This is a genomic window from Ruegeria sp. CF1, assembly GCF_056537445.1.
Window position 1 is genome coordinate 69693 of the sequence record NZ_JBQFRN010000010.1, and the last position, 24350, is coordinate 94042.

29 protein-coding genes are annotated in these 24350 nt (G+C 57.7%); 13 read left to right on the forward strand and 16 right to left on the reverse strand.

Going from position 1 to position 24350, the window contains the following annotated elements; translation table 11 throughout:
- Positions 1 to 9: 9 nt before the first annotated feature.
- From ACRZ96_RS16340 to ACRZ96_RS16350, 3 genes are read right to left on the reverse strand one after another with little or no spacing between them, the layout of a single operon-like run.
- On the reverse strand, positions 10 to 645 hold the full coding sequence (locus ACRZ96_RS16340; protein WP_170408526.1) for an HAD family hydrolase: 636 nt from the start codon (positions 643 to 645) through the stop codon (positions 10 to 12).
- Position 646: 1 nt separating this feature from the next.
- Positions 647 to 1204 carry a 16S rRNA (guanine(966)-N(2))-methyltransferase RsmD gene (gene rsmD / locus ACRZ96_RS16345; protein WP_480706497.1) on the reverse strand — a complete coding sequence of 186 codons (558 nt, stop codon included), beginning with the start codon at positions 1202 to 1204 and terminating at the stop codon, positions 647 to 649.
- Positions 1201 to 2412 (reverse strand): FAD-dependent oxidoreductase, encoded by a 1212-nt coding sequence (locus tag ACRZ96_RS16350; RefSeq protein WP_170394796.1) that lies wholly within the window; start codon positions 2410 to 2412, stop codon positions 1201 to 1203. The genes rsmD and ACRZ96_RS16350 overlap by 4 nt, the downstream gene beginning before the upstream one ends.
- Positions 2413 to 2511: 99 nt before the next feature.
- Here ACRZ96_RS16350 and ACRZ96_RS16355 point away from each other — a divergent pair, with 99 nt between their 5' ends.
- The 4 genes from ACRZ96_RS16355 to ACRZ96_RS16370 all read left to right on the forward strand — a co-directional run bounded on the left by ACRZ96_RS16355 (position 2512) and on the right by ACRZ96_RS16370 (position 4042).
- Positions 2512 to 2997 (forward strand): peroxiredoxin family protein, encoded by a 486-nt coding sequence (locus ACRZ96_RS16355; protein ID WP_170408529.1) that lies wholly within the window; start codon positions 2512 to 2514, stop codon positions 2995 to 2997.
- Positions 2998 to 3100: 103 nt separating this feature from the next.
- On the forward strand, positions 3101 to 3346 hold the full coding sequence (locus tag ACRZ96_RS16360) for a glycine zipper 2TM domain-containing protein (RefSeq protein WP_170466621.1): 246 nt from the start codon (positions 3101 to 3103) through the stop codon (positions 3344 to 3346).
- A gap of 11 nt (positions 3347 to 3357) precedes the next feature.
- The gene (locus ACRZ96_RS16365; protein WP_170394805.1) at positions 3358 to 3705 is read left to right on the forward strand and encodes an EF-hand domain-containing protein; all 348 of its coding nucleotides are present in this window, start codon (positions 3358 to 3360) and stop codon (positions 3703 to 3705) included.
- A gap of 28 nt (positions 3706 to 3733) precedes the next feature.
- On the forward strand, positions 3734 to 4042 hold the full coding sequence (locus ACRZ96_RS16370) for a hypothetical protein (RefSeq protein WP_480814844.1): 309 nt from the start codon (positions 3734 to 3736) through the stop codon (positions 4040 to 4042).
- Here the strand turns inward: ACRZ96_RS16370 and ACRZ96_RS16375 are convergent.
- The 4 genes from ACRZ96_RS16375 to ACRZ96_RS16390 are packed head-to-tail and all read right to left on the reverse strand — an operon-like array spanning position 4025 to position 6782.
- The gene (locus ACRZ96_RS16375; RefSeq protein ID WP_170466627.1) at positions 4025 to 4330 is read right to left on the reverse strand and encodes a 4a-hydroxytetrahydrobiopterin dehydratase; all 306 of its coding nucleotides are present in this window, start codon (positions 4328 to 4330) and stop codon (positions 4025 to 4027) included. The genes ACRZ96_RS16370 and ACRZ96_RS16375 overlap by 18 nt on opposite strands.
- Positions 4327 to 5514 (reverse strand): GNAT family N-acetyltransferase, encoded by a 1188-nt coding sequence (locus ACRZ96_RS16380; RefSeq protein WP_480760978.1) that lies wholly within the window; start codon positions 5512 to 5514, stop codon positions 4327 to 4329. The genes ACRZ96_RS16375 and ACRZ96_RS16380 overlap by 4 nt, the downstream gene beginning before the upstream one ends.
- Positions 5515 to 5559: 45 nt before the next feature.
- Positions 5560 to 6330: a glycerophosphodiester phosphodiesterase family protein gene (locus tag ACRZ96_RS16385; protein ID WP_170515125.1), complete on the reverse strand. Its 771-nt coding sequence runs from the start codon at positions 6328 to 6330 to the stop codon at positions 5560 to 5562.
- On the reverse strand, positions 6327 to 6782 hold the full coding sequence (locus ACRZ96_RS16390) for a RidA family protein (RefSeq protein ID WP_170394820.1): 456 nt from the start codon (positions 6780 to 6782) through the stop codon (positions 6327 to 6329). The genes ACRZ96_RS16385 and ACRZ96_RS16390 overlap by 4 nt, the downstream gene beginning before the upstream one ends.
- Before the next feature lie 297 nt (positions 6783 to 7079).
- Here ACRZ96_RS16390 and ACRZ96_RS16395 point away from each other — a divergent pair, with 297 nt between their 5' ends.
- Together ACRZ96_RS16395 and ACRZ96_RS16400 are read left to right on the forward strand one after the other, a co-directional pair.
- A complete protein-coding gene (locus tag ACRZ96_RS16395; protein WP_170408533.1) occupies positions 7080 to 7895 on the forward strand; it encodes an MlaA family lipoprotein in 816 nt (271 codons plus the stop codon).
- Positions 7885 to 8493: an MlaC/ttg2D family ABC transporter substrate-binding protein gene (locus tag ACRZ96_RS16400; protein WP_170408534.1), complete on the forward strand. Its 609-nt coding sequence runs from the start codon at positions 7885 to 7887 to the stop codon at positions 8491 to 8493. The genes ACRZ96_RS16395 and ACRZ96_RS16400 overlap by 11 nt, the downstream gene beginning before the upstream one ends.
- Positions 8494 to 8552: 59 nt before the next feature.
- Here ACRZ96_RS16400 and ACRZ96_RS16405 read toward each other — a convergent pair whose 3' ends face one another.
- The 5 genes from ACRZ96_RS16405 to ACRZ96_RS16425 form a co-directional block, all read right to left on the reverse strand.
- The gene (locus tag ACRZ96_RS16405) at positions 8553 to 9362 is read right to left on the reverse strand and encodes a methyltransferase domain-containing protein (RefSeq protein ID WP_480814845.1); all 810 of its coding nucleotides are present in this window, start codon (positions 9360 to 9362) and stop codon (positions 8553 to 8555) included.
- 108 nt (positions 9363 to 9470) lie between these two features.
- Entirely contained in the window at positions 9471 to 10568 is a 1098-nt protein-coding gene (locus tag ACRZ96_RS16410) for an ABC transporter ATP-binding protein (RefSeq protein ID WP_480814846.1), read from the reverse strand.
- A 5-nt stretch (positions 10569 to 10573) separates the two neighbouring features.
- Positions 10574 to 11473, reverse strand: coding sequence for a carbohydrate ABC transporter permease (locus tag ACRZ96_RS16415; RefSeq protein WP_170466642.1), 900 nt, complete (start codon positions 11471 to 11473; stop codon positions 10574 to 10576).
- Positions 11466 to 12338: a carbohydrate ABC transporter permease gene (locus ACRZ96_RS16420; protein WP_039543053.1), complete on the reverse strand. Its 873-nt coding sequence runs from the start codon at positions 12336 to 12338 to the stop codon at positions 11466 to 11468. Before ACRZ96_RS16420 ends, ACRZ96_RS16415 begins: the two co-directional genes overlap by 8 nt.
- Before the next feature lie 57 nt (positions 12339 to 12395).
- A complete protein-coding gene (locus tag ACRZ96_RS16425) occupies positions 12396 to 13640 on the reverse strand; it encodes an ABC transporter substrate-binding protein (protein WP_170514081.1) in 1245 nt (414 codons plus the stop codon).
- A 217-nt stretch (positions 13641 to 13857) separates the two neighbouring features.
- Here ACRZ96_RS16425 and ACRZ96_RS16430 point away from each other — a divergent pair, with 217 nt between their 5' ends.
- Positions 13858 to 14595 carry a response regulator transcription factor gene (locus ACRZ96_RS16430; RefSeq protein ID WP_170514084.1) on the forward strand — a complete coding sequence of 246 codons (738 nt, stop codon included), beginning with the start codon at positions 13858 to 13860 and terminating at the stop codon, positions 14593 to 14595.
- On the forward strand, positions 14592 to 16034 hold the full coding sequence (locus tag ACRZ96_RS16435; protein ID WP_480706514.1) for a sensor histidine kinase: 1443 nt from the start codon (positions 14592 to 14594) through the stop codon (positions 16032 to 16034). Before ACRZ96_RS16430 ends, ACRZ96_RS16435 begins: the two co-directional genes overlap by 4 nt.
- On the opposite strand, the gene fliP is transcribed toward ACRZ96_RS16435, so the two are convergent.
- Genes fliP through fliF form a run of 4 tightly spaced genes read right to left on the reverse strand, consistent with a single transcriptional unit; the run spans position 16035 to position 19225 of the window.
- A complete protein-coding gene (gene fliP, locus ACRZ96_RS16440) occupies positions 16035 to 16763 on the reverse strand; it encodes a flagellar type III secretion system pore protein FliP (protein WP_480706516.1) in 729 nt (242 codons plus the stop codon).
- Positions 16760 to 17047: a FliM/FliN family flagellar motor switch protein gene (locus ACRZ96_RS16445; RefSeq protein ID WP_170566901.1), complete on the reverse strand. Its 288-nt coding sequence runs from the start codon at positions 17045 to 17047 to the stop codon at positions 16760 to 16762. The genes fliP and ACRZ96_RS16445 overlap by 4 nt, the downstream gene beginning before the upstream one ends.
- Complete coding sequence (locus ACRZ96_RS16450) at positions 17040 to 17636, reverse strand: ABC transporter ATP-binding protein (RefSeq protein WP_480706520.1); 597 nt, start codon at positions 17634 to 17636, stop codon at positions 17040 to 17042. The genes ACRZ96_RS16445 and ACRZ96_RS16450 overlap by 8 nt, the downstream gene beginning before the upstream one ends.
- A complete protein-coding gene (gene fliF / locus ACRZ96_RS16455; protein WP_480706522.1) occupies positions 17636 to 19225 on the reverse strand; it encodes a flagellar basal-body MS-ring/collar protein FliF in 1590 nt (529 codons plus the stop codon). Before fliF ends, ACRZ96_RS16450 begins: the two co-directional genes overlap by 1 nt.
- Positions 19226 to 19344: 119 nt before the next feature.
- Between fliF and ACRZ96_RS16460 the strand changes: the two genes are divergently transcribed.
- Genes ACRZ96_RS16460 through ACRZ96_RS16480 form a run of 5 tightly spaced genes read left to right on the forward strand, consistent with a single transcriptional unit; the run spans position 19345 to position 24014 of the window.
- The gene (locus ACRZ96_RS16460; RefSeq protein WP_480591566.1) at positions 19345 to 19842 is read left to right on the forward strand and encodes a flagellar basal body-associated FliL family protein; all 498 of its coding nucleotides are present in this window, start codon (positions 19345 to 19347) and stop codon (positions 19840 to 19842) included.
- Positions 19843 to 19851: 9 nt separating this feature from the next.
- Complete coding sequence (locus ACRZ96_RS16465) at positions 19852 to 20364, forward strand: hypothetical protein (RefSeq protein ID WP_480706524.1); 513 nt, start codon at positions 19852 to 19854, stop codon at positions 20362 to 20364.
- Entirely contained in the window at positions 20361 to 20954 is a 594-nt protein-coding gene (locus ACRZ96_RS16470; protein WP_480771857.1) for a MotE family protein, read from the forward strand. Before ACRZ96_RS16465 ends, ACRZ96_RS16470 begins: the two co-directional genes overlap by 4 nt.
- A 46-nt stretch (positions 20955 to 21000) precedes the next feature.
- Positions 21001 to 21870: a flagellar motor stator protein MotA gene (gene motA, locus ACRZ96_RS16475; RefSeq protein ID WP_170408548.1), complete on the forward strand. Its 870-nt coding sequence runs from the start codon at positions 21001 to 21003 to the stop codon at positions 21868 to 21870.
- Entirely contained in the window at positions 21867 to 24014 is a 2148-nt protein-coding gene (locus ACRZ96_RS16480) for a tetratricopeptide repeat protein (RefSeq protein ID WP_480706527.1), read from the forward strand. The genes motA and ACRZ96_RS16480 overlap by 4 nt, the downstream gene beginning before the upstream one ends.
- Positions 24015 to 24350 lie beyond the last annotated feature (336 nt).

The following is a 24350-nucleotide window of genomic DNA, read 5'->3' on the forward strand; positions in this document are numbered from 1 at the left end:
GTTTATGGCTCAAAGTCCCAAAAGCTTGGGCGCATGTAACATGTCGGAGAACACTTCGGCCCCTAGTTCTTCCAATCGCGCACCATCATCATGGGCCGCATAGCCCAGGCAGCGCATATTGGCGCGCATTGCTGCGGTGACACCGTTTTCGCTGTCTTCGATCACAACCGGCACCGTTGCGCCGAAATGCTGGGCAGCGGTCAGGAACAGGGTCGGGTCGGGCTTGCCCGTTCCAAGCACCTGAGCCGAAAACATCACATCTTGAAAACGCTCCCAAAGACCATTCTGGCCCAAAGTGATCTTCATTTTCTCAGGCCGCCCATTTGAGGCGACACAGTAGGGAATGTCGCTTGCATCCAGTTGCGCCAGCAATTCACGGATACCCGCGACCAGAGGCGTGCCTGCTTTCAGCGTCTCGTAGATTTCCGCATAGATTTGATCAGTCCAGTCATCCGGCAGATCAGCCCCCAGCTCGCGCGCCTTGTCGCGCACACCGGTCATGGTGCCGCCAACAAACAGGGACATGCATTCGGCTAAGGACAAGTGCAGGCCATGGCCAGCGAGATTGTCGACCATGACCTGATTGGACAAAACCTCGCTATCGACCAGAACGCCGTCGCAATCAAAGATAACCAGATCGTGCATCTCAGCCCCCTGTGCGCCACATTAGCGAGATATGCGTGTCGCCATATTTCCGCGTGTCGTGCAGCGTAAAGCCCTCGGGCGCAGTCATTGGGGTGCTTTCTTCCCAGACGATCAGAGCGTCATCAGACAGCCAACCACCTTGGGTGGCGGCGGCCAGTGCCCTTTGACCCAGAGCTTTTCCGTAAGGCGGATCCAGAAAAACCAGATCACAAACAGCGCCCGGGTTTTCGCCCAAACGGATCGCATCCCGCCGGATCAAAGTGGTCTGGCTGGCACTGCCAGTTAGGGCGATATTCTTGCGGATCAGACTCTGCGCGACCCTCCCATCATCGACAAACGTGACGTGGGACGCGCCGCGAGACAGCGCTTCAAGTCCCAATGCACCGGTGCCCGCAAACAGGTCGAGAACCTGCAAGCCGTCGAAGTCGATCTGATGATTTAAAACGTTGAACAGGCTTTCCCTTACCCGGTCAGTGGTCGGGCGAAGATGCGCACCGGCATCGCCTTTGCCAACCGAAGTCAGAGCCCGGCCCCGGAAGTCTCCGGCGATGATCCTCACGCTTTGAGCAGCGGTTTCAGGTCCGCTTCTGGGTCGGCAACAACAGCCGGATCAGCGGTCTTGCCCGCATCAATCAGGCGTTTGCCAACCATATAGGCGCGCGGGTCATTCATCGCGTCGACCGCGATCAGCTGATCTCCCTTGTAGTACCAGAAGGACACCGTCGCGCCCTCACCCTTGCGAGTCACCACACGGTCATAGCCGGTATTCAGCCCGGCGATCTGCAGCTTGACGTCATACTGATCGGACCAGAACCAAGGTGTTGCGGTGTAATCCTTAGCTGCGCCCAGCATGTTCTGGGCCACGATTTCGGCCTGATCGATCGCGTTTGGCACGCTTTCCAGGCGGATACGGCCTTCGCCATGCGGGAACGACGCGCAATCGCCCGCCGCCCATATCGACGGATCTGAGGTGCGGCCATGGGCGTCGGTCTTGATGCCGTTATCCAGCTCTAACCCGGCCATTTCAGCCAGTTGAGTCGACGGCGCGATGCCGACGCCGACGACAACAAAATCCACCTCAAGTTGGGTGCCATCGGTCAGGACGGCGCCCGTCACCTTGCCACTTTCACCAACCAGACGATCCAACCCGACGCCCTCACGAATGTCGGCCCCGTATTCGGTGTGCAGCGTGCGAAAGTAGTCGCTTGTCTCTTTGGCCGCGACACGCTGAAGGATGCGGTCGGCCATCTCGACCAAGGTCACCCTGACCCCGCGCTTGGCACAAACGGCGGCGGCTTCAAGCCCGATATAGCCGCCACCAACGATCAGCGCGCGGGCGCCATCCGATACCCGAGGTTCCATCTCGTCGATATGGGCGAGATCTCGCACCACATGGACACCCTCAAGATCGCCCCCGATCGCTGCGGGCAGGCGGCGTGGGTCGGACCCAGTGGTCAGCGCCAGTTCATCATAGGTGATCACCTCATCGCCGAGGATCACCGTCTTGGCCTTTGGATCAATCGCCGTCACACGTTGACCCAACCGTAGGGTGATGTTGTTTTCGGCATAGAAGCTCTCGGGCCGCAGGAACAGGCGCTCCAGCTCCATCTCGCCCAGCAGATAGGCCTTGGACAAGGGCGGGCGTTGGTAGGGCAAATGCGGCTCGGCTCCGATCAGGGTGATGTCACCTTCGAACCCGTCCTTGCGCAGCCGTGCTACCAAAGAAGCACCGGCCTGCCCTGCCCCGATCACGACAATATGGCTCATGTTTCGCTCACCCTGCAGAATTCACGTGGTTACTTTGTTTCGACCACCTATATTGCGGCAAAGCCCGACTCTGCAAATCCAAATGACAGGAGCGTAAAAATGATTGCAACAGGTGACATGCTGCCCGAGGCCACGCTGATCCAGATGGGTGCCGAAGGCCCCGAGGAGGTTCGGATTTCAGACAAGACCAAAGGGCGCAAGGTTGTGATCTTCGCTGTACCCGGTGCGTTCACCGGAACCTGCACAACCGCTCATGTACCAAGCTTCATGCGGACCAAGGACCAGTTCGATGCCAAGGGTGTAGAAGAAATCATCTGTATCTCGGTCAACGACCCTTTCGTGATGGGCGCCTGGGGAGAAAGCACCGGTGCAACAGCGGCCGGGCTGACCATGCTGGCCGATGCAGCGTCCGAGTTTACCAAGGCCATCGGCATGGATTTCGACGCCCCGCCCGTAGGCCTGATTGCACGCTCCAAACGCTATGCAATGCTGGTTGAAGACGGCAAGGTTGTGGCGATGAATCTGGAAGAAAACCCCGGTGTCTGTGAGGTCTCGGCTGGTGAAGGCCTGCTTGATAGTATCTGATCCCTGTCGGCCCCGGTTTGACCGGGGCCACGTGAAACGCATTTAACTTGATGCAACGCCCCGATGCGCCAATACTTGGCCCATACAACTAGGGAGTTCATTGATGCGACTGAAATTTCTTACATTGTTTCTTGGCACCGCCGGGGCCCTGGCGGCGTGCGGACCTGCACCCACACCCCAACAACAGGCTGCGCGACAGCACGAGATCGCCTGCCTGAGTGGTACCATAGGCGGCGCCCTGATCGGTGGAGTGATCGGCAATCAATTTGGCGGTGGTTCAGGCAAGACCATCCTGACGGCGGCGGGCGCCGCTGCGGGTGGCGTGTCTGGCGAACGTTACGCGTGCTGAGGAGATTTGAGATGAAACGAGTATTGATTATCACCACCGCATTCCTGATGGCTGCTGCTGCAAACGCCGAGACTGTCGCAGAACTGCACGAGGCCGAGTTGAATAACATCGACACCAACAATGACGGCTTCCTGTCCAAGGACGAATTCAACGCCTTCTCGGACTATGCATTTCAGGCAATGGACGAAGACAAGAACGGCACTCTGGGCCTGAGCGAAGCAAAACCGTTCTTGGATATCAAACAGTTCGAAGCCGTTGACCGGGATGGCGACAGTCTTATCTCAAAGGCAGAGTATGTCAGCCAGATGCAGAACGATTTTGACGCTGCGGATAAGGATGGCAACGGTCTCTTAGATTAAACGCCAACTTGGTTGGCAGGAGCGTGTCATGAATAAATGGATCTGCCTCGGTAGCCTGGTGGTTTTGGCCGCATGTGACGTACAGCAATCCCCGGTGATCAGCGGCCCTGATGGTCAGGCGCAGATTCAGATCAATACCAGCGGTCTGACCTGTTATGAAAATCGGTGTCTCGACATCAATCCGTCGGCCCGCAGCGTGCGGTCCGTCGGCACCCGTACGATCAGAATTCCGGGCAATATCAATGTCAGCGACGGCACGATCACCCCGGCAGAATTCAAGCAGCTGGGAACGGCAACATTGCTGGCCGGTGGGACGGGTTCACGCGGAGACCGTTAGCAGGCTGTCCATCTTACGCGCCAGCTTGGCGTCTTGTGCAGACAGACCGCCAACATCATGGGTCGACAGGACCACCTCGACCGTGCGGTAGACATTCGACCATTCGGGGTGGTGGTTCCATTTCTCGGCCCAGATCGCCACCTGCGTCATCCAGCCAAAGGCGGCGACAAAACTATCGAAGATGAAGGTCTTGGTGATCGCATCGCGGTCTTCGACCATGGTCCAGCCATTTCTGAACAGCGGGTCCAGCAGCGGGCCGCGGGTCTCGGTTGACAGAAGTTCGGTCATTGCTGTTCCTCCGGGTTCGATTTCCTGAACGGACCATAATCCGTCAGAATCTCGATCTCTTCTCCCACTGCGTGGGACTCGGCGTCCAGATATTTCTGAACCGCATCAGCAAAACCCGGATCGCCAACCCAGTGCAAGCTATGCGTGCGGGTTGGCAGATAGCCTCGCGCCAGCTTGTGCTCGCCCTGCGCACCGGCCTCAACCCGCGCCAGACCTTCCGCAATGGCAAAGTCGATCGCCCTATAATAGCACAGTTCGAAATGCAGGCAGGGGTGATGTTCGACACAGCCCCAATACCGGCCATACAGCGTTTCCCGCCCGACAAAATTTAACGCACCGGCGACGGGGTATCCATTGCGTTCGGCCAGCACCAAGGCGATGTCATCCGTCATAGTTTCCTGAGCGATATCAAAGAATTGTCGCGTCAGGTAGGGTGAGCCCCATTTTCGCGCGCCGGTATCCTGATAGAACCGCCAGAACGCGTCCCAATGCTCGGGTCGCAGATCATCGCCGGTGATTGTTCGAATCTGCCCACCGAAATCACAGGCCTGCGTGCGTTCCTTCTTGATATTCTTGCGTTTGCGCGAGGACAGCGCAGCCAGAAACTCGTCAAAATCGGCGTAATCATCATTGAGCCAGTGAAACTGCTGCGAGTGACGCACCATCAGGCCCATCTGTTCCCCTGCCAGCGCCTCGGCCTCGGTACAGAAGGTCGCGTGCAGGGAAGAAATTCGATTCTCGGCGGCCAGTTGCACCGCTCCTTGCACCAGCGCCGAGATCCCGACAGCATCGTAGCCGGGTCGCACCAAAAAACGCCTGCCAGTCGCGGGTGTGAAGGGCACCGCGATCTGCAGCTTGGGATAATATCGCCCGCCCGCGCTTTCATAGGCATGAGCCCAGCTATGGTCGAAGATGTATTCACCCTGGGAGTGCGACTTGGCAAACATCGGGGCTGCCGCAATCAGCATCCCGTCCAGATAGGCTGTCAGGTATTGCGGCTGCCAGCCAGTACCACGCCCGACCGAGCCGCTTTCTTCCAGGGCATGCAAAAACCGATGTGTCGTGAACGGATCAAGCGGTCGCCCGCCATCGGCAACCTCAGGGCAGGCGCAACTGTCCCAGTCGCTCGCGGAAATCTGCGAGACCGATGTCAGAACCCGAACCTCAATCTGTGCCTGATCCATATCCCCTCCGCGCTGCACCTTTATCTGTGATCGCGCGCGCCGGGATCAAGCGGGATGTTCGGCCAGATAGCCTTCGAACGTAACATTATCGGCAACCTTGCGTGCCTCTGCTTCTTGTTCAAGCGAACGCACGGTCCAGCACAGGATCGGCACACCCTGTGCCTTCAACTCAGCGACCCGGGGGCGGTCAAGATCGATGACTTCATGGCTGATAAAGCTGGCTCCAACGCGGTCGAAATCCGGGATGTTGCGCAGATGATCGCAGACGGCTTGCGGCAGAAGCTCGACCTTGGGCTCATAAGAGCTGGTAACGAGACCGCGCGGCAAATGTGGCGCAAGGCGTGCAATCTCTGCGACTGAATGCGGGTTGAACGACATCAACGCGACCGGGCCTTCATAGTCTTTCAGTGCGCTTACAACATCTGCTTCCAAAGCGCCGATATCGGGGCCCATTGCACCATCTTGATCCTTCAGCTCGATGAGCAAGGGCACCCGTCCTGCAACAATGGCCAGCACCTCTTCGAGCGAGGGGATACCTTCACCGTCAGAATGCAGAAGCGTCTGGGCCCGCGCTTGTGTCTCGGTGATCTGTTGGATCGGTCCGGGCTGCCCGGTCAGACGTGTCATGTCATAGTCGTGAAACACCATGGCCCGATTGTCACGGGTGCGTTGCAGATCAATCTCGACCCCATAACCGGCGTCAATTGCGGCACGAATGGCGGCCCGGCTATTCTCGGGCCGCTGATCAGAAATGTCATGCAGCGCGCGATGTGCTATCGGGCGCTGCAGGAACTCAGACGGAAGGGACGGTTTCATTGAACCTCGAAAATACCCTCGATTTCAACGGCAACACCCAAAGGTAATGAGGCTGCGCTGACGGCCGAGCGCGAATGACGACCGGCGTCGCCCAGCGCTTCGACCAGGAAGTCGGAGGCCCCGTTGATCACCTTCGGCTGTTCTGTGAAATCAGCGGTCGAGTTTACAAAACCGGTCAGCTTGATCACGCGCACCAGCTTGTCGATATCGCCACCACAGGCCGCCTTGACCTGAGCCAACAGGTTGATGGCGCAGACTTTGGCTGCAGCGGCGCCTGCCTCAACATCCATATCATCACCGAGCTTACCAGTGATCAGATCATCCGCCTTGGAGATCTGGCCCGACACGTAGACAATGTTGCCAATGCGCACGAAAGGAACGTAGTTCGCTGCCGGAGCAGGTGCGTCCGACAGGCTGACACCCAGGCTGTCCAGTTTTGCTGCGATGCTCATGTGGATTATCCTCATCTCATAGTGATTCCGCGCGGACGCTAACCGGGAAAACCTGTTTCCGAAAGCGTGAAAGCGGGATTTTTCCCATTGCCTGCAAACTGGGCAGGTCTTCTCTTATTCAGGAAGTGTTGAATTCGTGTCACTTTACGTCGCCCCATCGGCTGAGGTAAACGCGAGTTGTTGTTTCAAATCCTGCGCGAAACCTCTATGTGAGACCAATTGCGCCACCAAGGGTGCAAAGGCTGTATTGATTGAAGGCCCGGATACCGCTGGGCAATTTTCGGAGTAACGAAGACAGTGCCAAGTTACATTCGTCTGAAGCACCTGATCATATTCGGCATCCTGACGGTCCTATCGGCATGCGCGACGCAGCCTCAGGACGCAGCGGCGCGGGGTGAGATTTTTGACCCCTATGAAGGGACCAACCGGGGCATTCACAAGTTCAATCTGGGTGTGGACCGATTCCTGTTCCGACCGGCCTCGAAAGGCTATGTGAAGATCGTACCAGATCCGATGGTTACCAGTTTCAATCACTTTGCCGAAAACCTGACGATGCCCGGGCAGGCGCTGGACTATCTGCTGCAAGGCAATCTGAAACAGTCCGGCAATGCGCTGCTGCGCTTTCTGATCAACTCGACCGTGGGCGGCTTTGGCCTGTCAGCCCCGGCGGATGAGCTGAACCTGCCGCCTGTTGATACTGATTTCGGCGAAACCCTGCATGTCTGGGGCGTGGGCGAAGGTGCTTATGTGGAACTGCCCTTCTACGGCCCGTCCACCGCGCGCGATGCGGTCGGCGTTGTGGTCAACCTGTTCTCGAATCCGATCAACTTTAGCCCGACCCGCCCGGTCGACAATATTGGTGTCTATGCCGAGGTCGTGCGGCGGATGGGAGATCGCGGTCGGTTCTCGGATACAGTTGATTCGATTCTGTACGAAAGTGCAGACAGTTACGCGCAAGCGCGCACGATCTACCTGCAAAATCGCCGCTTTGAACTGGCAAGGGATGATGAAGACGCCTATTTGGGTCTGTATGACGATCCCTACGCCACCACCGGGACCGACCCTGTCAGAGACCCCTATCTTGACCCGTACGAGGACCCCTATGCCGAATAACCTGTTGAACCGACGCCGTTTTGTGGCCACCGCCCTGACCGGGATGACAGTTGCCGCATTGCCTCTGCCCGCGTTCGCGCTGACCGAAGCGCAGGCCAAACAGCTGGTCAACAGCGTTGTGGCCGATATCACGCGTATCATTGACTCGGGTAAATCCGAAAATGCCATGCTGCGTGATTTTCAAAAGATCTTTGTGCAATACGGTGATGTGCCGATCATGGCCCGCTATGCGCTGGGGGCGGATGCACGCACAGCCTCATCCGCACAGCTGCGTCAGTTCACCAAAGCGTTCGAAGGCTATATTTCGCGCAAATATGGTCGCCGGTTCCGCGAGTTCATCGGCGGTGAGGTCACCGTGCGTAACGCGCGCAAGATCAAGACCGGATACGAGGTCAGAACCTCGGTCAAATTGCGCGGCTCATCCCCGTTCGAAGTGACATTCCTGGTGTCCGACAAATCGGGTCGTGGAAAGTTCTACAACATGTTCATCGAAGGTGTGAATTTGTTGCTGACCGAGCGCACAGAGATTGGCGCAATGCTGGATGCGCGCGGCGGCGACCTGAATCGCCTGATCAAGGATCTGAAAAAGACTGGCTGATCAGAGGTATTATCCTACGCCGGCCACCGCTCGACCCGTTCGCGCGGTGGCTTTTTTGTTCAGGTTGCAGGCTTGCGCGCGATCTGGCTGACATAAGACATGTAGCCAAAAAACGTGTTTGCAGACACACGCGCCCGGGCCTCGGATTTCAGCGCCTGTGCCGTTTCAGGCGCCAACAACCCGGTCTCGGCCATTCGATCCGCACCACGGTCGATAACGGTCAGAAAGTAAGTCGCCTCTCCTTCGGCCACATAACCGTGTCCCCGGCGACGGCCCAACTCAAAACCTGCTTGAGAGAGTGCACCGCCAATCTGGCGCATGATCCAGAGGTTGGTGACGTTCTGATTGATCATGAACCGAATGAGTTGATCCAGAGGATCAAAATCGGCAATCTGCGCTGTGGCGGTATCGTAGTCCCCATCGCAAATCGCGAATATCCCGCCCGGTTTCAGTATCCGAAAGGCCTCGGAAACCACATCTTCGGGGCCGGGTACATGGCACAACAGTGTATGCGCCAGAACAAGGTCTGCTGAGCTATCTTCAAGCCTGGTTGCCTTTGCATCGCCGGTTTCAAAAACAAGATTGCTCTCGCTGGCGAAGCTGTTTCTCGCACGTTCGACCATAACCGGTGAGGGCTCAATGCCGAGCGCGCGCTCCACCCCGCCAACTGACAGCAGCTCTTGCGTGATGTGCCCGGTGCCTGAACCCAGCTCAACCGCGAACCCGCCCTCAGGGACAATCAAATCAATTAGATAGCTATCCCTGATCTCTTTCTGCGCTGGCTCCAGACACCGCGCTTCCATAGCTTCGGCGATACGCTCTTGGACCGAGGTATCCTGCCCGGCCAGATCGGAATACGGATCGGACATAGCGCGCCTCCCTTCGCTACGTCCCAAGATAGCATATTTCAAATTTACCGGCCAAAACCGACTGTGATTGGTATGGCCCACCCCGGGTTGGTGCGGGCCAACGGCAACTTAATTCAGCCGTTCACCCGTTTCCTTGGCAAAGTAGGACACCTTGCTCATGTCGAACGCCAGGTTCAGCAATTGACCGGCCTGCGCGCTGGTTTCAGCATGCAGCCGCGCCGTGACCTGCTTGCCACCCAATTCCGACACCACATAGGTATCTGCCCCTGCGGGTTCGACCATATCGACCATGCAGGCGGCTTCCTGCACGCCTGCGCCAGCGCGGAACCCCGCCTCGGCGATATCTTCAGGGCGTAGACCAAGGATGACATCCTGCGGCAGAGACAAGTCGCGTGTATCGTTCAGAACCAGCGTTTCACCGGATTCGCGCGCGATCGAGATTTGCGTTCCCGAGCCATTGTTCGATGCCTGTGCCGGGATCAGGTTCATCGCAGGTGAGCCCATGAAATCCGCCACAAACAGGTTGGCCGGGTTGTTGTAGATCTCAGCCGGAGTACCGATCTGCTGCACGACCCCGCCTTTCAGGACCACGATCTTGGTGGCCAGCGTCATCGCTTCGATCTGGTCGTGGGTAACATAAACTATGGATGCGTCCAATGTCTGGTGCAGCTTCTTGATCTCGGTCCGCATCTCGACCCGCAGCTTGGCGTCAAGGTTCGACAGCGGTTCATCGAACAGGAACAGCTTGGGGTCGCGCACCAACGCCCGGCCCATCGCGACCCGCTGACGCTGACCACCCGACAGTTGGCTGGGGCGGCGGTTCAGCAATGGCTCGATCTGCAGCAAGGAGGCGACGTCTTTCAGCTTGGCTTCCTGCGTGGCCTGATCGACCCCGCGCACTTTCATGCCGAAGGTGATGTTCTTGGCCACCGACATGGTCGGGTACAAAGCGTAAGACTGGAACACCATCGCGATGTCGCGATCCTTGGGGCTTACATGGGTCATGTCGTTGCCGCCGATGGACAATGTGCCACCGGTGATCTCTTCCAGTCCCGCAATGCAGTTCAGCAGCGTAGACTTACCGCAGCCCGAGGGGCCGACAAGCACCAGGAAGTCGCCCGGTTCAATCGAGATGTTGATGTCTTTCAGAATCTCGGTCGCGCCGTAATTCTTGTACAGATTGTTAATATCAAGGATGGGAGCCATGGGTCTTATCCCTTCACTGAGCCAGCGGTCAGGCCGCGGATGAAATACTTACCGGCAACGACATAGACGAGCAGCGTCGGCAGCCCCGCGATGATCGCGGCAGCCATGTCGACGTTGTATTCTTTGACGCCGGTGGTGGAGTTTACGATGTTGTTGAGCGCCACGGTCACGGGCTGTGTCCCCGCCTGGCTGAACGACACGCCAAACAGGAAGTCGTTCCAGATCTGCGTGAACTGCCAAATGACGGTCACCACGATGATGGGCAGCGACAGCGGCAGGAAGATCGACCAGAAGATCCGCATGAACCCGGCCCCATCAACGCGCGCTGCTTTGGTCAGCTCAGCCGGAATGGTGACATAGTAGTTGCGGAAGAACAGCGTGGTGAAGCCCAGGCCGTAGATCACGTGGACGAAGATCAGGCCCGGAATGGTTCCGGCAATCCCCATCATGCCCAGCAGACGCGCCATCGGCAGCAGAACAACTTGGAACGGGATGAAGCAACCGAACAGCATCAGCGAGAAGATGATATTGGCCCCTTTGAACCGCCATTGCGCCACGACATAGCCGTTCAGCGCACCCAACAGGGTCGACAAAAATACCGCAGGCACCGCGATCAGAACCGAGTTCCAGAAATAGGGTCGCAAACCTTCACACTGGATACCGGTACAAGCGCCGGACCATGCGGTTTTCCAGGCGTCGAAGCTGACCTCTCGCGGCAGCGAAATCAGGCTGCCGGTGCGGATTTCCTCAAGGCTTTTCAATGAAGTCGTCAACATCACGAAGAGCGGCATCAGGTAATACAGTGCAAACAGGCCAAGCAGGATATAAAGCAACCAACGCAGGGCAATCTTGCCCGTAGCGCTTTGGGTGCGGGTTTGTGTTTGGGGCATCGACAGATCAGTCATTTTTCGCCCTCAGCTCTGAGTAAAGATAGGGAACCACGATGGCAAAGACGACCAGCATCATGATCATCGCGGACGAGGCCGCTTGACCAATATCGCCGCGCGAAAATGCCATGGCGTACATGTAAGTAGCGGGCAGATCGGTTGCGTAGCCCGGACCGCCACCAGTCAGGGCGATGACAAGGTCGAAGCTTTTGATTGCGAGGTGCGCCAGCACGATGAAAGCAGACAGGAAAATCGGGGCCATCGAAGGGATGATGATCGCCGTATAGATGCGCCACGTGGGGATACCATCGACCTGTGCGGCCTTGATGATCTCGCCATCGACCGAACGCAAACCGGCCAAAAACAACGCCATGACGAAGCCGGAACTCTGCCAGATCGCGGCGATCACGATAGTGTAGATCGCATAGTCAGGGTTCACCAGCCAGTCGAATTCGAAATTCGGAAAGCCCCAGCCCTGCACCATGGATTCGATGCCCAGGCCCGGGTTCAAAATCCACTTCCACGCCGTACCTGTCACAATCATCGACAACGCCATCGGGTACAAGTAGATCGTCCGGATCGCGCCTTCGACGCGGATCTTCTGATCCAGCAGGATGGCCAGCAACAGGCCCAGTACCATCGCGATCACGATGAACAGCGCACCAAAGATATAAAGGTTGTTGATCGCCGTATCCCAGCGGGGAGAGTCGAACAGGCGTTCGTACTGAATGAAGCCTTTGATCTCGTATTTCGGCAGTAGTTTCGATCGGGTTAGCGACACCCATGCGGTCCATCCGATAAATCCGTAGACAAAGATCAATACGGCGATGAACGACGGTGCCAGCACCACCTTGGGCAGGTGGTTTTCCAGCCATTCGGACATTTTAGCCTCCGGGGAAAGATGCTCTGCCCCTCACTATAGGGGGCAGAGCGTATTGGATCAGTAGCTGTTTGCTACCGCGTCCGCCAGTTGCTGAACCGCGTCAGCCGAGGACATATCCGAGTTGAAATGTGCGGTCACAACATCCGTAATCGCACCGGCCTGCGACCCGCGCAGCGCCATGCCATGGGCATAAGACGGCAGCAGCGAACCGCCTGCCGAGGTCGAACCCATATCTTCGGCCGAGATTTGCGCGCAGATGTCGAACGCATCCAGCGCCACATCAGTCCGCGCAGGGATCGAACCCTTGTTCAGGTTGAACACTTCCTGGAATTTCGGCGCGACGATCAGCTTGGCCAGCAATTCCTGACCAGCGCGGTTGTCGTCACCTTCCACTTCGAACATGGCGAAGCTGTCGACGTTGTACAGATATCCGTCGCCGGGGGTCGAGGCACACAGGAAGTCTTCGCCGGGCTTCTTTCCAGCCGCCAGGAATTCGCCCTTGGCCCAGTCACCCATGATTTGGAAGGCTGCTTCGCCATTCATAACCATAGCGGTGGCAAGGTTCCAGTCGCGGCCTGAGAAGTTTTCGTCCACATAACCGCGCAGGGTGCGCATCTGATCAAAGACCTGAACCATGGTGTCCGAGGTCAGCGCCTCGGGGTCGAGATCGACAAAGGCTTTTTGATAGAATTCGGGGCCACCCAGACCCAGCGCAACCGCTTCGAACACTGTGGCGTCTTGCCATGCCTGGCCACCATGGGCCAAAGGGATCACTCCGGCAGCCTGCAGTTTTTCGGCAGCGGCGTTGAACTCTTCCCATGTTGTGGGCATTTCAATGTCGTTGGCGGCCAGAACGTCAGCATTGGCCCAAATCCAGTCGATGCGGTGCACGTTCACAGGTGCTGCACACCACGTACCTTCGCACATCATGTGGCCTGCAATCGATGCTGGCAGCACATCGGCCCAGCCTTCGGCTTCTGCCACGGATGAAATGTCTGCCAAAACGCCCTCTTCATACCATTCCTGAATGGCAGGTCCTTTCAGCTGAACAGCAGTCGGCGCGTTACCCGCAAGAACCCGGGCCCGCAGCGCAGTCATGGCCGCATCGCCGCCGCCACCTGCGACCGGCATATCGGTCCATGTGCCGCCGTTCGAGGCGAACTCTTCCTGCAGAACCGCGACCGATTTCGCCTCACCACCGGACGTCCACCAGTGCAGAACTTCGGCCTTTGGTTCAGCCACAACAGCCGACCCGGCCACTACGGCCAATGTCGACACGGTGGCAAATGCAAAACGCTTCATTTTTTGTTCTCCTCCCTGAGAATTCGGTGCCACCCCAAGGGCGGCCATACGCGATATAGCGCTAACAGATTGCCGCCTGGCAACGCAGAATGCGATGCAATATCCTGACAAGGTGGAAATTTTCACCGCTTTTGTTACCCCGTGTTACGTTGGCCTTGAATCCGTTTCCATTCGTTACAATTGGCGGCGACGGAGAACCCTGAGGAGGAGAAACAGAGTGGGCATTCCCCGGCTCCTGGTGGTGGACGACGATTCGGAGATGCGGTCGATGATGACCCAGTTCTTTCAGCAGAACGGGTATATTGCTCTGCCTGCCAGTTCCGAAAGTCAAATACGCACGCATCTAACCTCGGGGCGGATCGACCTGATCCTGTTGGACGTGATGCTGGGCGATGAAAACGGCGTCGAGATCTGTGCCCGGTTGCGGGCCGAACAGGATGTACCGATCATTCTGGTCTCGGCCCTGTCGGCGGATCATCAGCGCATGGCAGGATATGAGGTTGGAGCAGACGATTACATCGCCAAACCATTCAACCCGCAACTGTTGCTGGCCCGCGTCCGTGCGGTGATGCAACGCGCCCGACGCACGCCTTCGCTGGCATACCGCCGCCGCACGCGCACCTTTCACTTTGACGGCTGGGTCTTTGACGGCAAACGGGACGAGGTGCATTCGCCCGAAGGCTATCTGGTTTCCCTGTCCCAACGGGAGACCGCCCTGCTGAAGGTTTTGCTGGCGAACCCGCATATTCCGCTGACCCGTGATGAGATCGCCGCCGCACTGGATGTAACCGGTGAGGCCGACAAGCCCGAGGCGCAAGGCCGTGCCATAGATATGCTGGTGGGGCGGTTGCGGTCGAAAATCGAGGCCAACCCGAAAGACCCCCAGATGCTGCGCACCGAGCGCGGTGTTGGCTATCTGTTTACCGCTGACGTTATGGTGGATGAGGACGCATGACCCTGCGCCTGCGCAGTATTGGGTGGCTCTGGACCCTGTCCGCCTTTGTCGCGGGGCTGGTGGCTGCCGGGATGTGGTTCACCTCGGCACAGGCTTGGAACCGGTATCAGACCGCAGCATTTGTTGCCGGTTTCACCATATACGAAGACTTGCGAACGGGGATGGCGCCGCCACCCGGCCTATTGATCAACCCATTGCCAACCGAGGCAGCCGCGCTTGCTGATAGGGGAGCGTTCCAGCAAATGCCCGGCTTTGCGGATCGCCGCTTTGTCACCAATCTGTCGATTCTGACCGACAGTTCAGCCCCCCTGAGTGGCCGCGAATTGACGCTTGCGGTGTTATCGGATCGACTGGTCTATCCGGTTTCAGACATCGTATCTGGCAGCGATCAGACCGGCCCCGAGAAGATGGGGAACCTGACCCGTCTGTTGGCCACATATTGCAGCGAACCTATCCTGATCGCGCAATTCGGGCGCGGAGTCTGGCAGCAAGTCGACGGCACCGAAATCTGGGGCTGTAAGGCTGCGCCGGTTGATCTGCGTTTGCCCGCGATATTGCTGGGAATTGTGTCCTTGGCGGTGCTTCTGACCTCGGTCGGGAATGTTTCTGACAGTTTCGCACGTTTCGCTCAGGCACTAGGCGACCGCCGACGTCGCGGCGGGCCGCAAAGCTATGACGCGGACGGGCCCGAAGAGCTGCGCGATATCGTGACTGCGGTGAATGATCACCTGGATGCCGAACGTGCGCAGCTTGAGAAACGCGCCATTGTACTGTCGGGCGTCAGCCACGATCTGGGGACACCTGCAACCCGCGTCCGGCTGCGTGCGGCGCTGATTCCCGATGGCGAGTTGCGCGAAAAGCTCGAGGCCGACGTGGACCAGATGACCGGCATGATAGAAAGCGTGCTTACTTACACGCGATCGGAACTCAGCGTCGAGGAACCGCGCCAGATATCGCTGACCTCGCTGGTTGAGTCGCTTGTGGCCGATTATCAGGATATGGACCGGCCTGTGTCGTTGAAAGCCGTTGATCCCGTTATCGTCGAAAGTGCGTCGTCTGTTTTCATGTCACGCCGTGGGCATGCGTCGCTGCCGGAAACGCGGCGCATCCTGGTGACGGGTCAGCCCATCGCATTGAAACGAGCTTTGTCCAATCTGATCGATAATGCCCTGAAATACGGTCGTCACGCCGAGGTTGAACTGGAAACCGATGCTCAGACCGCCACGATCGTCGTCGAGGACAAGGGCACCGACCTATCGGTCGCGGATATCGAGGCGCTACTGGCACCGTTCCAGCGCGGATCAAACATCGGATCTTCGGACGGGTTCGGATTGGGCCTGACAATTGTCAGCACCGTTGCCGAACAACATGGCGGAACGCTGAGTTTCGAGGCCGGAGATCAGGGTCTGCGCGCCCGACTACAGATCACACGGCAATAGTCATGGCGCATAGCTGCGCACCAAGGCGCTGGCGATCAAGGCCCAGCCATCAGCGATGACGAAAAACGCCAATTTGAACGGCAGCGAGACTGTAGCCGGGGGCACCATCATCATTCCCATCGACATCAAAACCGCTGCGACAACGAGATCGATTATCAGGAAAGGTAGGAAAATCAGGAACCCGATCTGAAAGGCCCGCGCGATTTCCGACAACATGAAGGACGGCATCAGCACGGATAACGGGGCCTCGGGCGATAGTTGGATCGCAGCATCATCCGGGCGCAGGTCTGCCATGGCCTGAAACGTGTCGACATCAATGCGCGCTGCCATAAAACTGCGAAACGGCACCAGCGCGCGTTCCAGCGCAGGCTCTACGTCAAGCGTTTCCTCGACCATCGGCTGAATCCCGGTCTCCCACGCCTCGGTAAAAACCGGCTCCATGACGAAATAGGTCAGAAACAGCGCCAGACTGACGATCAACATATTTGGCGGTGACTGCTGCAAGCCGATTCCTTGCCGCAGGATCGCCAAAACCGTGATCAAAAACGGGAAACAGGTGATCATGATCGCCAGTCCCGGTGCCAGGCTGAGCACCGTGATCAGCAAAATCAACTGGATGGTCCGGGCCGAGATCGACCCGCCCTCGCCCAGGGACAGCGACAGTTCTTGCGCCGCGCCACCGGAGGGTATGACCAGCAAAAATGCCAACCAAAACAGGTGGCGCATCATCCGATCCCGTTCTGTAGATCTGAGATTTCGGTCAGCCGTACAGCCAGTTGCCCGGCCTGATCGCCCTCCATCTCTTCCAACAGACCGCGCGCGACCAATTGATCCCCGACATAGAGGTCAACCGGATCCTCGATCCGCTTGTCCAGTGTCAGTACGGCATTTTCACCCATGCTCAACAGGTCACGGATCAAAGGCCGCGCACGCCCGACTGAGACGGTGACTTCGATCGGAACAGTCTCGAACGGGTTGGGTTTTTCGGGTTTCGGTGGTTGAGGATCACTCATTTGACAAAGCCTCTTTTGCTTCAAACAGATATGCGTCGAACGCTGCAGCAATGGATGAGAGCAAGGCAGCGCAGTCCACCTCGCGTTGGGCGATCCCCACCTGCAATCGCGCCTGTCCCGGCTGGAGCGAGACATCCTCGATGACCTGGGGACGCGGCGAGATATCCTGCGGCAGCATCGCCTCGACCTGATCCGAAGTGCCCGCCGGAACAGTCAGCTGCAGTGGCTGGCCGACCTGCTCACGCGCCATGTCGCAAATCTGCTCGGTCAATCGCTTCGCAAAGCCATGCTCGATCGTCTCAGGCAGAATAGTCTGAACCAGGCTCTGGAACATCGGTTCCAGCGACAGGGTCATGCGGGTCAATGCTTCTTGATAGGTAAAGGACAGGTCGGATAACGTCACCGACAGATCGGAGCTTAGCTGTGTGCCAGTCTGTTCCTGCGCCTGAACCGCATCTTCCCAGCCCGCCCCATAGCCTTGTTCAAATGCAGCAAGCCGCTGTTCTTCCAGTGCGTCTTCATCCAGTAGATGTACGGCCACCCCAGCCGCAGGGGCAGTGAAGTCTTCAAGAAGATGAGCGATCGACATCACACCTTCTCCCCGCCTTCTTCAAGCCAGCTGCGCAGGATCTCAACCGTCTCTTCCTGCTTGTCGCCGATCATGGCGCGCAAACGGTCAACGGGATCCTCGCCGCGGGCAGCGGCAATCGCCGGAACACTCGGCTGCGCCGCATCCGCGAGCGGTGCAAAGTCCTGCACATCTGCGGTCGCAATTTCCCCGGTCAGGGAAGGCGCTGGGGCGACCTCGACTGGTGCACCTGCTGGCAGCAGCGCCGATGCTGCAGATTTCGTCAGAATTGGCCGTATGACAAACAGACCCAAAACAAGGGAAACCAGCGCCAAAACCACCATCTGGATTAGCGACATAGCGTCGATATGCATGTTCTGCCAGATCGACCCGGACACCAACTCGCCCTGGGGTTCAACCATGGGCAAGTCGAGCGATTTCAGTGTGATGACGTCGCCGCGTTCAGCATCAAACCCGACCGCAGAAGCCACAAGCTCTTGCAGTGCATCAAGCTCGGGCTGCGGCATGGGTTCAAAAATCTCGACGCCATCTGTACCTGCCGCTCGAACACCATTGACCAGCACCGCGACAGTCAGACGTTTGATCGCACCTGGCGCGCGATGAACTTCCAACTCGGTCTCTGACACCTCATAATTCACCCGTTCGCGGGTCTGAGTGGCATTCGAATTGGATTCATCGCCTCCTGCCCCGTCGCCATCCGGCAGATTCGACGCCACTGTCACATCCGCCGACTGATTACGCGCACTGTCCGACCGTTCTTCAACATCCGTGCTGATCGCAACACGGCCTTTGGGGTCAAAGCGACGTTCCCGGATAGACTCGGTTTCGGTCACCGTATCTACGCTGACCTCAACCACCGCGTTGCCGACCCCGACCCGGGCTTCGATCAGACGTAGAACTTTCTCACGCAATTGGCGCGCCTTATCATCTGCAGTATCGGCTGCCACCGCCGTGTCCTGCGCGCCAATCACGGCCCCGTTTGAATCAATCACAGTGACGTTTTCCGGTGCCAGCCCGCTAACCGCCGACGCCACTAAAAACCGGATCGCCTTTGCCTGATCTCCGTTAATCGGTGCACCCGACGGGACCAGATAAACCGAAGCGGTTGGTGCTATGCTGCGCTGAAACGGGTTGGAGGAGCTGTTGGCGATGTGCACCCGGGCCTTGCTGACATGCGGGCTGCCCACGATCGTGCGCGCCAGCTCCCCTTCTTTTGCGCGCCAATAGGCGGCATCAAACATCTGCGACGTAGTGCCAAAGCCGCTGAGCGAATCCAGCAGTTCGTAACCGCGATTGCCGTTCGCAGGCAGGCCCTCGCTGGCCAAAGTCATCCGCAACTCATCCCGCTGAACGCCGGGGACGTAGATCGAGCCACCCCTTATTTCATAGGTCACACCAAGCTGGTCCAGCGCCCGCACGATATCCCCTGCCGCACCGCTTTCGAGCCCCGCATAAAGCAGCGTCATCGACGGCGCTGTCACAATCCGTGACATCGCAAGCACACCCAGAAACACCAGTGCCACGGCACCGGCCACGATAATTTGTTTGCGCCTGTCCAAACTTGCCCAGACAGTTCCGATCTGCTGCACGCTTACCTCCGACTCACCGACATTCTGTGCGGCTCTGCCCTTGTTTGGACGATTGCCCTTAACAATCGGTTAGTCCCTGAGGGGTTATGACGGTTGCCGAACAGATTCATGAGGACGGCATGACCGACGCAACTGCAGATGAGGCGGAAGCCCCTAAAAAATCAGGGAAAAAAGGCTTTCTGCTTGGGCTGATTCTGGCTATCGCGGGCGGTGTTGGCGGCTATTTCATAACTGCATCCGGCCTGCTTCCCATAGGTGGGTCCGAGATGGTGAAAGAGGCCAAAAAGAAAGGCGAAGACGCTTCCGTAAAGGCACTTCCCGATGTGAAATTTGTCGATCTTCCGCCGGTGATAATCTCGGTCAAGTCAGATGATTCGCGACATTTGAAATTTCACGCGCAGCTTGAAGTGAACGCGGGCTACGCCGCCGAGGTTGAAAAGATGCAGCCGCGAATCATGGACGTTCTGAACAGCTATTTGCGCGCCCTTGAGTTAACCGATCTGGAAGATTCTCTGGCTTTGATGAGGATCCGCGGACATCTGCTACGACGCATTGGGATCGTCGTGGGCGAAGGCCGTGTGCGTGACGTTCTGGTCATGGAATTTGTACTGAATTAGGAGGCGATGGTGGAGTTGATTGCCGATATTCTTCTGGTTGCGGGCGCTCTTGGGGCTGGTCTGTATTGTTTCGTTCTGTCGCGACGCCTGAAGCGGTTTACCGATCTTGAGAAGGGTGTGGGTGGCGCCGTTTCCGTGCTGTCCTCGCAAGCAGAAGAGTTGCGAAAATCGCTGGATAGCGCGCGTCAGGCTTCGGATGATTCCGGCACCGCGTTGCAGACGCTGACCGAACGGGCGGAAACCGTCGCACAACGGTTGGAGCTTATGATGGCCTCGATGCACGATGTCGTTCAGGAAGAGCCCTCTGAGCCGGACGTTCCCATGGATCAGCCAGATGACGCACCTGCTCAGGACAGGTCTGAGCAGCCCGGCGAAGCACAAGAAACTGCATCCGATCCGTCTGGTGAACCAACTGAGGTCTCGACTGAGCCATCGGACACGCCACAAGAGCCGCCCGCAAAGAAACCAGAAGGCCTGATGTTTTTTCGGCACGCCGCTCCATCTGGCGGAGCAGCGAAATGAGTCGCAACCGGGCAAAAGCGCCTGATCGCCGAGCGCGGGGCGGTGTTCTGACCGTCATTTCCTTGCTGATGGTCGGCTCTGCGATTATTCGCATCGGGCTTGAGGCCGGGCCTGCACTTGCCCGCGGCGCAGAACCAAACATGGCCTCGCCGGTCGATGGTGAACGCAAAGAGGCGAATGCGGCAGATCTACAATTGCTGCTTACGGAACTATTGCGCCGTGAAAAGACTCTAAACCAGCGTGAAAGCACGATTTTGGACCGGGAACGGGCGCTCGACATTGCCGATCAGGCCATCGAAACCCGGCTCACCATGCTGGAGGACGCCGAGAACACTCTGCGTGAAACGGTGGCGATTGCCGAAAAGGCCGCCGAAAACGATCTGACACAACTGACTGACGTGTATCAGAGCATGAAGCCCAAAGATGCCGCCGCGTTGTTCGAAACGATGGACGCGGTATTCGCCGCTGGCTTCCTGTCTCGCATGCCACCGGAAGCTGCCGCTGAAGTTATGGCCGGTCTCAGCCCCGAGGCTGCTTACACCATCAGCCTGATCATGGCCGGGCGCAATGCACGTGCCCCACAGGAATGACCCTCATGGCCATATCTATCTGCACCCTCAACGCTGGAGACCTTTCATGATCGGGCTCATCGGAATTGCCGTCATCTTTGTCATGGTATTCGGCGGCTACCTTGCCGCAGGCGGAAAGATGGCCATCATTATGAAATCACTGCCCTTCGAGATGATGATGATCGGAGGGGCCGCAGTCGGCGCATTTCTGATCAGCAATGATATCGGCGGCGTAAAACACACCGCCAAGGATATCGCGAAAGTTTTTAAAGGACCCAAATGGAAGCCCGAGGATTATCGCGATCTGTTATGCTTGTTATTCTCTCTGATCCGGATCGCACGCGCGAACCCGGTCGAGGTAGAGCAGCACATTGAAGAGCCAGGAAGCTCATCGCTATTTTCCGCATATCCCAAGATTCAAGCCGACAAAGAAGCGGTGGACCTGATCTGTGACACCATGCGCTCGGCGGCGATGAACTATGACGACCCGCACCAGGTTGAGGAGGTGCTGGAGAAGCGGATGGAGGCGAACTTCCACCATGCCATGCATTCAAGCCACGCGCTGCAAACCGTTGCTGACGGGTTGCCCGCTCTGGGGATCGTGGCCGCCGTTCTGGGTGTGATCAAGACGATGGGATCAATCGACCAACCACCGGAAGTCCTAGGTAAGCTGATCGGCGGCGCGTTGGTTGGGACGTTTCTGGGGGTTTTTCTGGCTTATGGATTGGTGGGCCCTTTTGCGGGCAAGCTGAAATCTGTTGTCGAAGAAGACAACCACTTTTACCAACTCATCAAAGAGGTTCTGGTGGCTAATCTTCACAACCACAACGCGGCCATGTGTATAGAGGTCGGCCGCCAGAACACACCGACCCACAACCGGCCCGGTTTCTCGGAACTTGAAGACGCGCTTAAGGAACTCAAGCAGGCTGCAGCATGATCCGCGCATTGTCTTTGGTCTTGCTCACATGGGGCACAAGCGCGTCAGCACAGGCTTTGACCGTGCGATCGGGCGAGCATGAGGGATACACGCGTCTGGTGGTACAGGTCCCCTCTGGCACCGGTTGGATGTTGGATCCGGTCGAGAACGGCGCGCGGCTGAGCATTGGCATCGATAATGCGACATTCAACACTTCAGCTGTCTTCGACCGCCTGTCGGGGAACCGTCTGCAATCGCTTCAACAGGCCGGGCCAGGTGCAGCGTTGGAGATGACATTTGGGTGCGACTGCGTGGCAACGGCATTTCTGCATCGCCAAACTATGGTTGTCATAGATATCGCACCCGGCCAGGGTACACCTGCAAATGACCCGGTAGAGCCAGAGGCGCTTCCCAGGACTGCAAGTATCCCGGCCCCAAAACCCTTACCTACTGATATTCCAGCCACCGAACTGGCCTTGCCTTTGCTGCAGTTAAATCAACGAAATTTTGAGGAGCAGTTGGCATCACGTATATTGCAAAGCGCTGATCGAGAGGTTGTTGATCTTGAACTGGCAGGTGTCGGACGCAGGGAATCGTCCAGTTTTGGTCCGCTGCGATCTTCGGAAAAGCTGGTGCCAAATCTGCGACTGTCTTCAGTGCTCGATGAGATTTCGGGGCTGGGCAATCTGGCAGTTCCTCAGATTGATAGAAAACCGGAATGTATCACGGTCAGCGAACTGGGTTTTGAGACATGGTCGGGCGCTCGATCATTTTCCGAGGATGTGGCCGAATTGCGGGTCGGGCTATTTCAGGAATTCGATCGTGTCGACCAGGCGTATGCAATGGATTTGGCGAAGCTCTATACGTATTTCGGGTTCGGTGTAGAAGCGCACCAAGCCCTGTCTTTGTTGTCGGAGACCTCGGTTGAGCAGCGCAGAGTAGCGGCCATCGCATCAGTGATGGACGGGTTGCCTGCACCGACGCCGAACCCTTTGGAAGGGCAGCAAAGATGTGATGGTGCCGCCGCACTCTGGGCGCTTTTGAGTGAGGGTAAACTTCAATCCGATGCGCATGTGAAAGCGATCGAACGCAGTTTTGGTCGGCTGCCGTGGCATCTCAGGCAACATCTCGGCCCGGATATCGCCGAGATGTTTGTCTCGGCAGGCCGGCTTGAAGCATCGCGCCGGATCTTGCGTGCGGTCGAACGGATCTTAGAGGACGAACCCGCTGATGTAACCTTTGCCCAAGCCAAAATCGCGGATGCTGCAGGGGATACCGATACCGCGGAAACGCTGTTGACCGAGGTCATATCGGCGCCCGATGCCGCGACCGATGCGCCGTTGGCACTTGCGCGGTTGATCGAAAAGCGGTGGTCGGACCGGGGTACGGTCTCGCCCCGCGACCTCGATTTAGCTGCAAGTTATGCGCGCGAGCTTCGGAAGTCCGAACTTGGCCCGATGTTGGCGCGTGCTCACGCTTTGGCGATGGCTTTGTCCCAGGATTTTACCGGAGCTCTTGCCGGTTTTGAGGATGTCTCAGATTCCGACGAATGGCAGAGGACACGAGATCAGGTGTTCCAATTGCTGGCGGAGCGGGCGGACGACATTACTTTCCTGCGCCATGTGATGGAATTGAAGGACAGGCGACGCAACGCGCTGGCGGTCGAAACTGCCGTGTCCATGGCAGAGCGATTGGCTGACCTTGGGTTTTCAGCGCAGGCTTACGCGCTGGCAAACCGACCGCAAGATCGGGAACGCAGCCGTGATCGTGCTCGGCTTCGGGCAAAGGCGGCTCTGATGGACAACCGTCCCCGTCAGGCGCTGCTGGAAATCGCGGACGATTCCTCGGACACCGCGCAAGAGTTGCGCGCCCAGGCCATGATGCAAACACAGGATTTCGATGCCGTCGCGCGCGCATTGCAGGCAGGCGGGAAGCACGAGATGGCCGATCGATACAACTGGTTGGCGGGCTCCGGCGGTGCGGATGAAGAGAGGTCAAACACCTTCACCGATTTGTCCCGCATCCGAACATCCCTGATCAAGCCGGTTGCGCGACAGCCGGACAAGCCATTGTCGGACGCCGCAATGCTAATACAGGACAGCACCATCGCACGCGCGCAGATCACTGAAATGCTTGAGACAGTGCGCGCAATCGACCCGAACTGAACCTTGGAAGTCTGTTCTTGCAGAGACAAGTGTAACTGCTTTGGCCTGTAGGCTGATAGACGCCAAAATCAGCCTCTAACAAAGGTATTGAATTCATTTGGACTTCCTATGCGCCAATCCATGATGCCCATGGGACAGTGGCGGTAAACTCAGTGAACGTGTCGAAGATCTACAGCTGGCTCAATGATCATTCAGGACCACCGCACGCGTTCAAGTGTGCTGGTTCTCGGACAACTCCATCTGAGATTACGATCACCACATCTGCCCTTGGTAAACCGGGCCGAGTGACTCGGACTTTCTGAAACCGTATTCCAGGGCACTACGGTTGCCACATCG

Coding starts and splice junctions, on each gene's coding strand:
- ACRZ96_RS16445 (WP_170566901.1), bottom strand. CDS start 17,047: ATGAGTGATCCTCAACCACCGAAACCCGAAAAACCCAACCCGTTCGAG.
- ACRZ96_RS16470 (WP_480771857.1), top strand. CDS start 20,361: ATGAGTCGCAACCGGGCAAAAGCGCCTGATCGCCGAGCGCGGGGCGGT.
- ACRZ96_RS16460 (WP_480591566.1), top strand. CDS start 19,345: ATGACCGACGCAACTGCAGATGAGGCGGAAGCCCCTAAAAAATCAGGG.
- ACRZ96_RS16480 (WP_480706527.1), top strand. CDS start 21,867: ATGATCCGCGCATTGTCTTTGGTCTTGCTCACATGGGGCACAAGCGCG.
- ACRZ96_RS16355 (WP_170408529.1), top strand. CDS start 2,512: ATGATTGCAACAGGTGACATGCTGCCCGAGGCCACGCTGATCCAGATG.
- ACRZ96_RS16360 (WP_170466621.1), top strand. CDS start 3,101: ATGCGACTGAAATTTCTTACATTGTTTCTTGGCACCGCCGGGGCCCTG.
- ACRZ96_RS16380 (WP_480760978.1), bottom strand. CDS start 5,514: ATGGATCAGGCACAGATTGAGGTTCGGGTTCTGACATCGGTCTCGCAG.
- ACRZ96_RS16375 (WP_170466627.1), bottom strand. CDS start 4,330: ATGACCGAACTTCTGTCAACCGAGACCCGCGGCCCGCTGCTGGACCCG.
- ACRZ96_RS16410 (WP_480814846.1), bottom strand. CDS start 10,568: ATGGCTCCCATCCTTGATATTAACAATCTGTACAAGAATTACGGCGCG.
- ACRZ96_RS16390 (WP_170394820.1), bottom strand. CDS start 6,782: ATGAGCATCGCAGCAAAACTGGACAGCCTGGGTGTCAGCCTGTCGGAC.
- ACRZ96_RS16415 (WP_170466642.1), bottom strand. CDS start 11,473: ATGACTGATCTGTCGATGCCCCAAACACAAACCCGCACCCAAAGCGCT.
- motA (WP_170408548.1), top strand. CDS start 21,001: ATGATCGGGCTCATCGGAATTGCCGTCATCTTTGTCATGGTATTCGGC.
- ACRZ96_RS16385 (WP_170515125.1), bottom strand. CDS start 6,330: ATGAAACCGTCCCTTCCGTCTGAGTTCCTGCAGCGCCCGATAGCACAT.
- ACRZ96_RS16370 (WP_480814844.1), top strand. CDS start 3,734: ATGAATAAATGGATCTGCCTCGGTAGCCTGGTGGTTTTGGCCGCATGT.
- ACRZ96_RS16400 (WP_170408534.1), top strand. CDS start 7,885: ATGCCGAATAACCTGTTGAACCGACGCCGTTTTGTGGCCACCGCCCTG.
- ACRZ96_RS16420 (WP_039543053.1), bottom strand. CDS start 12,338: ATGTCCGAATGGCTGGAAAACCACCTGCCCAAGGTGGTGCTGGCACCG.
- ACRZ96_RS16425 (WP_170514081.1), bottom strand. CDS start 13,640: ATGAAGCGTTTTGCATTTGCCACCGTGTCGACATTGGCCGTAGTGGCC.
- ACRZ96_RS16450 (WP_480706520.1), bottom strand. CDS start 17,636: ATGTCGATCGCTCATCTTCTTGAAGACTTCACTGCCCCTGCGGCTGGG.
- fliP (WP_480706516.1), bottom strand. CDS start 16,763: ATGATGCGCCACCTGTTTTGGTTGGCATTTTTGCTGGTCATACCCTCC.
- ACRZ96_RS16365 (WP_170394805.1), top strand. CDS start 3,358: ATGAAACGAGTATTGATTATCACCACCGCATTCCTGATGGCTGCTGCT.
- ACRZ96_RS16435 (WP_480706514.1), top strand. CDS start 14,592: ATGACCCTGCGCCTGCGCAGTATTGGGTGGCTCTGGACCCTGTCCGCC.
- ACRZ96_RS16350 (WP_170394796.1), bottom strand. CDS start 2,412: ATGAGCCATATTGTCGTGATCGGGGCAGGGCAGGCCGGTGCTTCTTTG.
- ACRZ96_RS16340 (WP_170408526.1), bottom strand. CDS start 645: ATGCACGATCTGGTTATCTTTGATTGCGACGGCGTTCTGGTCGATAGC.
- ACRZ96_RS16405 (WP_480814845.1), bottom strand. CDS start 9,362: ATGTCCGATCCGTATTCCGATCTGGCCGGGCAGGATACCTCGGTCCAA.